Origin of the sequence: Microcoleus sp. PH2017_28_MFU_U_A (assembly GCF_020738035.1) — a bacterium.
GTDB lineage: Bacteria > Cyanobacteriota > Cyanobacteriia > Cyanobacteriales > Microcoleaceae > Microcoleus.
The window spans coordinates 1-9,302 of record NZ_JAEQCX010000191.1; the positions used below are offsets into that span (position 1 = coordinate 1).

At 46.8% G+C, this 9,302-nt stretch carries 7 protein-coding genes and 1 pseudogene; 5 read left to right on the plus strand and 3 right to left on the minus strand.

Going from position 1 to position 9,302, the window contains the following annotated elements:
- The first annotated feature begins 454 nt into the window (after positions 1-454).
- From JGK14_RS33070 to JGK14_RS33080, 3 genes are all read left to right on the plus strand, one after another.
- Positions 455-1,018, plus strand: coding sequence for an NUDIX hydrolase (locus tag JGK14_RS33070; RefSeq protein ID WP_293186989.1), 564 nt, complete (start codon positions 455-457; stop codon positions 1,016-1,018).
- A 74-nt stretch (positions 1,019-1,092) separates the two neighbouring features.
- On the plus strand, positions 1,093-1,836 hold the full coding sequence (locus JGK14_RS33075; protein WP_293186990.1) for an ATP-binding cassette domain-containing protein: 744 nt from the start codon (positions 1,093-1,095) through the stop codon (positions 1,834-1,836).
- 41 nt (positions 1,837-1,877) lie between these two features.
- The gene (locus JGK14_RS33080) at positions 1,878-2,528 is read left to right on the plus strand and encodes an ABC transporter permease (RefSeq protein ID WP_293186994.1); all 651 of its coding nucleotides are present in this window, start codon (positions 1,878-1,880) and stop codon (positions 2,526-2,528) included.
- A gap of 136 nt (positions 2,529-2,664) precedes the next feature.
- Here the strand turns inward: JGK14_RS33080 and JGK14_RS33085 are convergent, their stop codons facing one another.
- The 3 genes from JGK14_RS33085 to JGK14_RS33095 are packed head-to-tail and all read right to left on the minus strand — an operon-like array spanning position 2,665 to position 6,830.
- Positions 2,665-5,961, minus strand: a complete 3,297-nt coding sequence (locus tag JGK14_RS33085; protein ID WP_293199277.1) for a PAS domain-containing protein — start codon at positions 5,959-5,961, stop codon at positions 2,665-2,667.
- Positions 5,958-6,182: a hypothetical protein gene (locus JGK14_RS33090; protein ID WP_293186992.1), complete on the minus strand. Its 225-nt coding sequence runs from the start codon at positions 6,180-6,182 to the stop codon at positions 5,958-5,960. The genes JGK14_RS33085 and JGK14_RS33090 overlap by 4 nt, the downstream gene beginning before the upstream one ends.
- 36 nt (positions 6,183-6,218) lie before the next feature.
- The gene (locus tag JGK14_RS33095; protein ID WP_293193814.1) at positions 6,219-6,830 is read right to left on the minus strand and encodes a DUF1802 family protein; all 612 of its coding nucleotides are present in this window, start codon (positions 6,828-6,830) and stop codon (positions 6,219-6,221) included.
- A 125-nt stretch (positions 6,831-6,955) separates the two neighbouring features.
- Between JGK14_RS33095 and JGK14_RS33100 the strand changes: the two are divergent.
- Positions 6,956-7,576 (plus strand): annotated as a pseudogene (locus tag JGK14_RS33100) (aldo/keto reductase); the annotation flags it as partial.
- Positions 7,577-7,714: 138 nt separating this feature from the next.
- Entirely contained in the window at positions 7,715-9,112 is a 1,398-nt protein-coding gene (locus tag JGK14_RS33105) for a site-specific integrase (RefSeq protein WP_325315972.1), read from the plus strand.
- Positions 9,113-9,302 lie beyond the last annotated feature (190 nt).

The window sequence follows — 9,302 nt, forward strand, 5'->3', positions numbered from 1 at the left end:
ATTCCTGTAGTTTTAGGACTGTGGACTAAAATTACTAACGTAGATGTCTAACATTGACTACTTTTGGGTAGCTTTGTCCATGTTTTTACGAGCGGTTTCAACAACTCATCACCAAAGGCGCAGATCAACTTAGATTATGTAGTCTATAATACTGAATTTTCTTGGGTTCTGTGTGCTATTGTAGCAAAAATTTACAATCTAGATCGAAAAATCGGGTCAAAGCTGAAAAGACCGATCGACTATTTGGGCGATCGACAGCGATCGATTACCATAGCAAAAAACATCTAATTCACAGCAACCGCCAAGACGGTTATGAGGTTCCCTCTTCCTTATTGCCTCTTCCTTATTCCTTCCATCCTTTACATCCTTTACATCCGTTTCACAATCCGTTGCCGAACTTCCTTCTTGCTTCGGTCAACTGTCAACTGTCAACTGTCAACTGTCAACTGTCAACATGAACCCAACCGAAAAATCTCACTGGAAAACCCTAGATAGATTTGTAGAAATCAACTCTCATTGGGTAAAACTAATTGGCGAACATCTCGAAACAACCGAAGGACAAATAGTCGAATATTGGCGAGTAGAAAGAGCAGATTCCGTTGTAATTTTAACAATTCAAGCTGACAAATTGCTGTTTCCCGCACCGATGTACCGCCCCGGCGTGGCATCCACAACCCTTGACTTTCCAGGCGGTCGCGTACCAGAAGCCACAACACCAGCAGCCGCAGTTCCAGCTATAATCAAAAAAGAACTAGGCGTGACAGAAAGTGCGATCGCCCGCATCCAACCAATCAACACCACAGGCTGGGAAATCAACAGTTCATTCTCCAATCAAAAACTCTACGGTTTTGTAGCAGAATTGCACCCCACAGCCACAGTAAACCCCGAACTCATCGGTGCTGCATATCCTGTAACCCCAGACGGAATTCGCGACTTGCTCAAAAAATTAACTTGCCTCCAATGTCGAGCATTGTTGCTAGAATGGCAAAACCAAGATGATTTTAGATTTAGGATTTAGGATTTAGGATTTAGGGGATGCTCCCGCGACACTAGCCGATTAACGATTTCTTAAAACCAACATCACCGAAACTAATGATACCTGTCAATAATCATGAAGTTGCTGTCGAATGCCTCGACGTTACATATCGGCTCAACCGCAGACATTTAGTAGACAAACTCAATTTCAAAGTGCTGCAAGGAGAAGTATTAGTATTGCTGGGACGCAGCGGTAGCGGCAAAACTACTACCATGAAATTGATTAACAATTTACTGACACCAAGCAGCGGCGAAGTGCTTGTTATGGGAAAACCGACAACTCAGTGGGATTCAATTCAACTGCGGCGAAAAATTGGCTACGTAATTCAAGAAATCGGTTTGTTTCCCCATTTTACCGTCGAGCAAAACGTTGGTTTAGTGCCGAAATTGGAAGGCTGGGAGGACGATCGCATAAAATATCGCGTCCACCAACTGTTAGAATTACTGAATCTCGACCCCCAGCACTTCGCCAAACGCTATCCCCATCAGTTATCCGGCGGACAGCGGCAGCGTGTAGGCGTCGCCAGAGCACTTGCAGCAGACCCTCCGCTGCTATTAATGGACGAACCGTTTGGTGCTTTAGACCCCATTACTCGCTTGGAATTGCAGCGGGAATTCCGTCAATTACAGCAGCAACTAGGGAAAACTGTGATTTTTGTGACTCACGGAATTCAAGAAGCTTTTTTTTTAGCCTCTAAAATTGGTTTGATGCAAGATGGGCGATTGGTTGAATTTGCCGCGCCGGATCAATTTATTAAATCTCAGCATCCAGAAGCTCGCGCCTTTTTGGAATCTTTTTAATTAGCTAAATTGGAATGCTGTTAGCAATCATGAATTACGCAATGATTAATTTTATTAACCGCTATGGTGCTGAGATGGTTCAGAGGTCGATGGAACACTTGTATTTAGTAATAGTCGCGATTGTTATATCTACGATTGTGGGAATTCCTCTGGGGATTTTAGTTACTAGAAAACCCAAATTGAAAAAGCCGATTTTGGGATTTGCGAATATTATGCAAACAATTCCTAGTTTAGCTTTGTTTGGCTTGTTAATTCCGGTGCCGGTATTGGGCGGAATAGGCGATCGCACGGCAATCATCGCCCTGACACTCTATTCCCTACTGCCGATTATCCGCAACACTTACACGGGCATTGTCGGCGTCGATCGGGCGATTGTGATGGCCGGGACAGGCATGGGAATGACGGATATGCAACTGTTGTGGCAAGTGGAACTTCCCCTGGCGCTGGGCGTGATTCTGGCGGGCGTGCGAGTGGCTGCGGTAATTGCGATCGGGCTAGCAACTATTGCGGCGGCAATTGGTGCAGGTGGCTTGGGAGTCTTTATTTTTCGGGGCGTTGCTACAGTCAACAATCAGTTACTTTTGGCTGGGGCAATTCCGGCGGCTTTGATGGCCTTAGCTGCGGATTTTGGGCTGGGTTTCGTGGAAGCGCGTCTCTCGAAAAGTACATTGAAAGGTGTTAAAGATGACTGAATTTGTGATTGCTGAAATCGTGCACTATCTTAAGGTATGTAGTTGCGCTTCAGCGCTCCGATCTTATATATATTAAGAGAGCGCTGAAGCGCAACAACGTACCTTAAGAGCGCTGAAGCGCAACTACGTACCATGTTTAAGCCGATCGCACTTCCTCTGCTAAATTCATCTCAGGTTCAGCCTTTAAAAGCGGCAAACTCACCCTAAAAATAGATCCCTGATTCTCGCCCGCACTCTCCGCAGCAATTGTCCCGCCGTGTGCTTCCACTAAATGGCGGACGATCGCCAATCCCAATCCCAGCCCGCCATATTTGCGCGTCAGAGACACATCTTCCTGGTAGAAAGAATCAAAAATAGATAGCAAAAAGTCAGGGTGGATGCCTTTACCAGTATCGCTGACGGCAATCAGCGCCCGATCCTCTGCGCGGGATCCGCTAACGCCCGATCGCTCCAGCCGAATCTCCACTCTGCCACCGTTAGGAGTAAACTTAATCGCATTAGAAAGCAAGTTCCAGACAATCTGCTGGAGTCGTACCGCATCGCCAGACACCAGCCCCAGATCCGGCACCATCGCATGAATCTCGATCGACTTCGCAGCGGCTGCCGTTTTCACAGTATCGATCGCAGATTCGACAGCCAAACTCAAATTCACCGGGGTGGGATTCAAGCTCAGTTTGCCGTGCATAATCCCCGCAATATCGAGCAAATCATCAATCAACTGAGTCTGCAATCTGGCATTGCGCTCGATCGTGTCTAAAGCTTTAGCAGTTTGAGCCGCATTCAACGCTTGACTTTGCAGCAGTTGCGCCCACCCCAGGATCGGATTCAAGGGCGATCGCAATTCGTGAGAAAGCACAGCCAAAAATTCATCCTTAGCACGGTTAGCTTTTTCCGCTGCTGCGCGCAGAGCTTTTTCCTGCTGCAAAATACTGTCGCGCTGCTCTTCCAAGCATTTTTTGTCTTCAATATCAGTTGCCGTACCAAACCATTTGACAACTCGATCCGATTCATTCTTGACGGGAATAGCTTGGTGCAAAAACCATCGATACACGCCGTCGCAGCGGCGCAATCGACCTTCGGCTTGATAAGGGCTGCCGTCTTGTTGAGCAGACATCCAACGATCGCCCATGGTAGAGACATCATCAGGATGGACAACTGCCGGCCAACCTTCAGCTTGAGCTCGTGCTACCGTCAACCCCGTAAAATCTAACCAGCGTTGGTTGACATCGAGCAATACCCCGTCAACGTTCGCTGTCCATACCAATTGCGGGATTGATTCCGTTAAATATCGATAGCGTTCTTCGCTTTGACGGATCTCTTTCTCAGCTTGTTTGCGATCGGTAATGTCGATCAGCGTTCCCACATAGCCAGTCACCGTTCCGTTACAGTCTAGGTAGGGCAGCGACTGGGTGTAGTACCAGGTAATGCTGCCGTCTGGCTGTACGTGCCTGCCTTCGTTCTGGTAAATTCCTCTGGGCTCGGGTTTTTGACACCATTGCAGCCATTCCCGGCTGAGTCGATCGCATTCGTCGGGATGCAAAGTTTGCACCCATCCCATCCCCAAGGCCTCTTCTACCGATCGGCCTGTCATTTCGCCCCAACGGCGGTTGACATAGAGACAGTTATTGTCAATATCAAACCGGAAAATGGCTGTTGGAGAGGCTTCTGCCAGAGTCGCAAACTGGCGCTCGCTTTCCTGCAAAGCGATTTCTGCTTGTTTGCGATCGGTAATATCCTCAGCAATCCCTGTGAACCGATAAATTTTTCCTGTCTCATCTTTGAGCGGAAAACAGCGGTCTCTCACCCAGCGTACAGTGCGATCGGGCAAAACAATCCGGTACTCTTCATCGAACTTTCCTTCAACAGCTTTCTGCTCAAACGCTCGGGCGTTCGATTCGCGGTGTTCCGGATGCACTAAATCCTGCCAAACCCGAGAGTCATCATACAAAGATTGGGGATTCAAGCCCCACAGCCGTTCGTAGGCAGGACTGACATAAAGCACTCGCCCCGAAGGGTAATCGGAAATCCAGAACACAGCATCGATGCTTTCTGCTAACTGGCGGAAGCGTTCTTCGCTTTCCCGTAAAATTGCTTCGGTGCGCTTCCGCTCTTGCAGTTCGTGTTGTGCTTGCTGATAAAGCTCAGCCTGCCGAATGGCAATGCTCACCTGCTGAGCCAACTGCTGAAGCAAATCAATTTCTAAGGGTTGCCACAGTCGCGGGGCGCCACAGTGATGGACAATCAGCAGTCCCCAGCACTGGTTTTCGTGCAGGATCGGTACGACTAGATTTGCCCTGATTTGAAATTGAGTCAGCAGTTCGATGTGACAAGGGTCGATCGAGCCATCATGAATATCTGTTTTTGCCGTCACCAATCCTTGACGGTAGGGTTCAAGATAACTGCTTGCCAAACAGGGATCGTAGATTTGGGAAGCTAGGATCGATCGCCAGTCTGGCCCCACAGATTCCGCTACCACAGTCCCGCCGCCATCTGAGTGCAAACGAAATACGATCGCCCGATCCGTGTCGAGAAACTGTCGCACTTCCTCTACGGTTGTTTGCAAAACGCGCTCTAAATCCAGCGATTGGTGAACTTGCTGGGCAATTAGGGCGATCGCCCGCTCTCGCTGCACTTGTTGCAGGCGTTCTGCTTCTGCCTGTTTAGACTGAGTGAGGTCTACTACTGTACCCAGGAGCCGCAGCGGTTTGCCAGCCCAGTCATAGTAAAGTTGCCCTTTAGCGCCTACCCAATGCAGCGAGTCATCGGCCCAGACAGCGCGAAATTCAACTTCATAGCTAATCCCTGTCTCAAGGGTAGTGGTTATAGCCTCGCCAATTATCTCGCGGTCTTCGGGATGTACGAGTTCGATAAAATCTTCATAACTTGCCGGATAAGTTCCCAGCGGTAGACCAAAAATCGGCCCTACCAGATTAGACCACACTACACAATTGTTAGGAATCTGCCATTCCCAAGTACCCATGCCAGCCGCTTTCAAGGCTAGGTGCAAGCGTTCTTCGTTTTGTTGCAACTTGGCGTGTAATTGCGCTTTGTCGATCGTCCCCTTCACCGCCATCCGCAAACTCTCCGGTGCGATTTGTTCTTTTATTAGATAGTCTTGGGCGCCGGCTTTGATGGCTTCGACTGCGATCGTCTCGTTCCCAACTCCGACCACAATTACAGGCAAATATCGCTGCGATACTATTTTGCTTCGCAGTTGGGCGATAAATTGCAAACCGTCCATATCTGGCAGCCGATTATCGAGCAACACCAGATCCGGCTGGTGTTGTTCCCACAGCGCCAAGCCTTCTTGCCCTAACGGCGCTGCGATTATTTTGTATTGGTACTCGCGATCGCGCAGCAGATACTGTCGGTACTTATGACAGTCTTCCGGGCTGCGATCGACAATCAAGACGGTGCGCTGGATCTGACTCATTGCAAACCTTCCTTGCAAGCGCGATCGATCTTCATGGCAATTTCACAGCACCCATCGTGTAAAGCCTGGATGCTTCCCTTCAATTGACGAACATTCATCGGAGCGATCGTACAGCTATTTGTAACAGATACTGGCAAAACATCAGCCAAACGCAGAAAGTCTATTTTTTGTACAGGCTTAAAAAGCACATCGTGGCTACCAATACCACAATACCAATACATTCTATCTACTTTCAACAAATTATAGGTGCATAAAGTTTAAACCGTCAGCGTTGTGATTTTCTGCAAACCATCCGCGTTCGGAGGATTCGCCATCAGATTGCGGATTTCATTTGAGCGTGCAATGTATTCTCGATCGCTTAAAACAGCTTCACTCCCCTCCAGAGAAATAGGACTTGCCAAATCAATCCAAGAACGACAACCGCCGTATTCAGAAATGTACTGAATTTCGGCTGTTTCTGCGAGGCGATAAGCCCGCAGCAATAAAATATAAATTGGCTGATTTTGTTTCCATTTCAGGCGGTCGCCGACAAATTTTTCATTCCAAATATGGTAGGGAAATAGCGCATTAATTGCTGGTTCCCAAGCCACCAAAAAAACATCAGTAATCTCAGCCCAACTGCCAATTCTAATAGTTTCCGGATGCCAACCAGATTCTACAGTTTTTACTTGACTTGCAAAATCTGGCTTTAATAAATCAGGTTGTTGGTGTTCAAAAGTTGGATACAGTAAAACTTGCTTGTCACTGACATTAAACTGTCCCGCTTGTTCGCGAATACCACCTTTTCGCAACAGCACAATCGTTCTGCCCCCTTCCAAAGCATTAACAGCTACATTCCATTCTTTCAGCGCGCGAGTAGTTGATTTCATAGGATTTATTTGGGTTTTAACAATAGTAACAAAATCGCTGATTCAAAGCTACTCTACCTACTTTTTTCTGTTAAAATTAGATAGATTGAGGGTGAATACTAAAAATCCAAATCAGGACTTAGGGTATGGAAAAGCGACAATTGGGTACATCAGAAATTCAAATTACCCCGATAATTATGGGGACTTGGCAAGCTGGGAAGCGGATGTGGGTGGGAATTGAGGATGCCGAAACTGTCAAAGCCATGCGCGCCGCTTTTGAGGCCGGTATTACCACCTTTGATACGGCTGAGGTTTACGGAGAAGGGCATTCGGAACAAATTATCGGTCAAGCACTTTCAGACGTGCGATCGCAAGTAGTTTATGCTAGCAAAGTTTTCGCCAACCACCTCAGACCAGATTTGGTAGTCGAAGCGTGCGATCGATCGCTAAAAAACCTCAACACCGATTATATCGACCTGTACCAAATCCACTGGCCCGCCGGCACTTGGAATTCCGAAGCCGTACCAATTGCCGAAACCATGGACGCCCTGAACAAATTAAAGCAACAGGGGAAGATTCGGGCGATCGGCGTTTCCAACTTTTCCCGCGCCCAAATAGCAGAAGCCGCCCAATACGGACGCATTGACAGCTTACAACCGCCCTATTCTCTGTTTTGGCGCTGGGTAGAAAAAGACGCCATGCCCTACTGTACCGAAAATAATATCTCAATCATCGCCTATTCATCTCTAGCTCAAGGAATATTGAGTAAACTTATGCTATGCTTACTGAAAGTAGGGAGCTACTTTAGGAGCCTACTTGGGAAATAGAGTCTACCTAGACTAAATCTAGAAACAATCTAGAAACCATAGAACCTTGACAAACCAATAGTTTCAGGAGAAACACCAATGAAAGCTCAGAGCAACGGCTCCTTACGTCTACAGTTTCCCTCTCGGCACAGCCCACTATGGGAAGCCCTAGACGGCAAGTTGCTAAAAGGTAAACCCAAGTATTTGCCACTAGGGCGACACGGTTACAAGGACAATCCTGAGGACTGGAAGCGTGCTTCTGCCCTAGCAGCACAGATGGAAGCCGATTTAGACCATCCTGAATGGGAAAAGCTATTTGACCCCACCCTTGCTAAATACGGCTTAGGTGGGGGCAAATATGCCAAGCTAGCTGATGTACTTCAGATGCCAGGTGTACAGGCTGCAACACCCGAGATTACCGTAGGCGAGATGTGGGAGGTGTACCTTCAGTGGAAGCAAACAACGATTGAAGAGACTACGTTTAAAGCTCAGTATGTTTCTCAATTCAGTAACGCCATTGAGGGAAAAACATTCAATCAAAACACAAAGGACTTTAGCATTAATTCCAATAACTTGTCCTCAAAATCATTGAGTAACGTCACCGGAATTAGGGAGGTCGCAAACTCAATTTCGATGAGCAAGAAACAATACTTGCAGAATGAATTGTACAAGGCTTTTGATTTTTGTAAGTCTAAAGGAATTTTACAAAGTACAACCGAAAACCCTTTCGTACTAGATAAGTACAGCGCACCTGCTATCACAACTCAGCAAAAGTACGCATCCAAAATAGTAAATGGGGAGGAAAAAGAATGGCATGAGATAACAGACGAAAAAGGTTTGGAAGGCGATAGACGTGCCTTCACTAAGGTAGAGCGTGATACTATCATCAAGGCATTTTATGAGTCAAATTCGGCATCTGTAAAGTATGTTGCACCCCTAATCGAATTCTACTTTCTTACAGGATGTCGCACATCGGAGGCTTTTGCCCTAAATTGGGGTGATATCAATTTTGAACGTAATGTAATCCGATTCAGCAAATCGCTAGGTGCGTCTACACGCAAACTCAAAGAGACCAAGACTGGGGAGACGAGACTTTTTTATTTTAAAGAAGATTCTCGTCTCAAAAGATTACTGATATCACTCAAGAGTGTGGCAACCCGAGATTTAGTTTTTCCTGGGAAGAATGGCAGTTATTTGAGTAATGGAAATTTGAGTGGGGCATGGCAAGGACAAACGTCTAGCAAAACAAACAGTGATGGTACTAAGCGAAAGTATTACTACCCTGGTATAGTCAGTCAATTAGCTGCCGATGGCAAGATATCAGGCTACCTAAGCCCTTATCATACCCGCCATACCTACATCACCCTTACTGCTCACGCTAATGCTCACAATAACAATGCGCTATTACATATAGCAACCGCCTGCGGTAATAGCGTAGATGTGATACTGAGGCATTATCTTGGGGTAAGCGAATCAGTAGAGCTAACAGAAGTTTAACCCTTACCTGGTAACCCCCCTACCCCCTTTAATCAGGGGGTATTTTTTTGACTATTTTCCTGTACCTACTGTCATTTTACAAAGTAGGGAGCTACTTTAGGAGCCTACTTTAATACAACAACAAAAAACCCTCGCTTACCAGGCAAGGGTTAAAACCAAGGAAAAATGATACAGATAGTCCGAAGAGAGA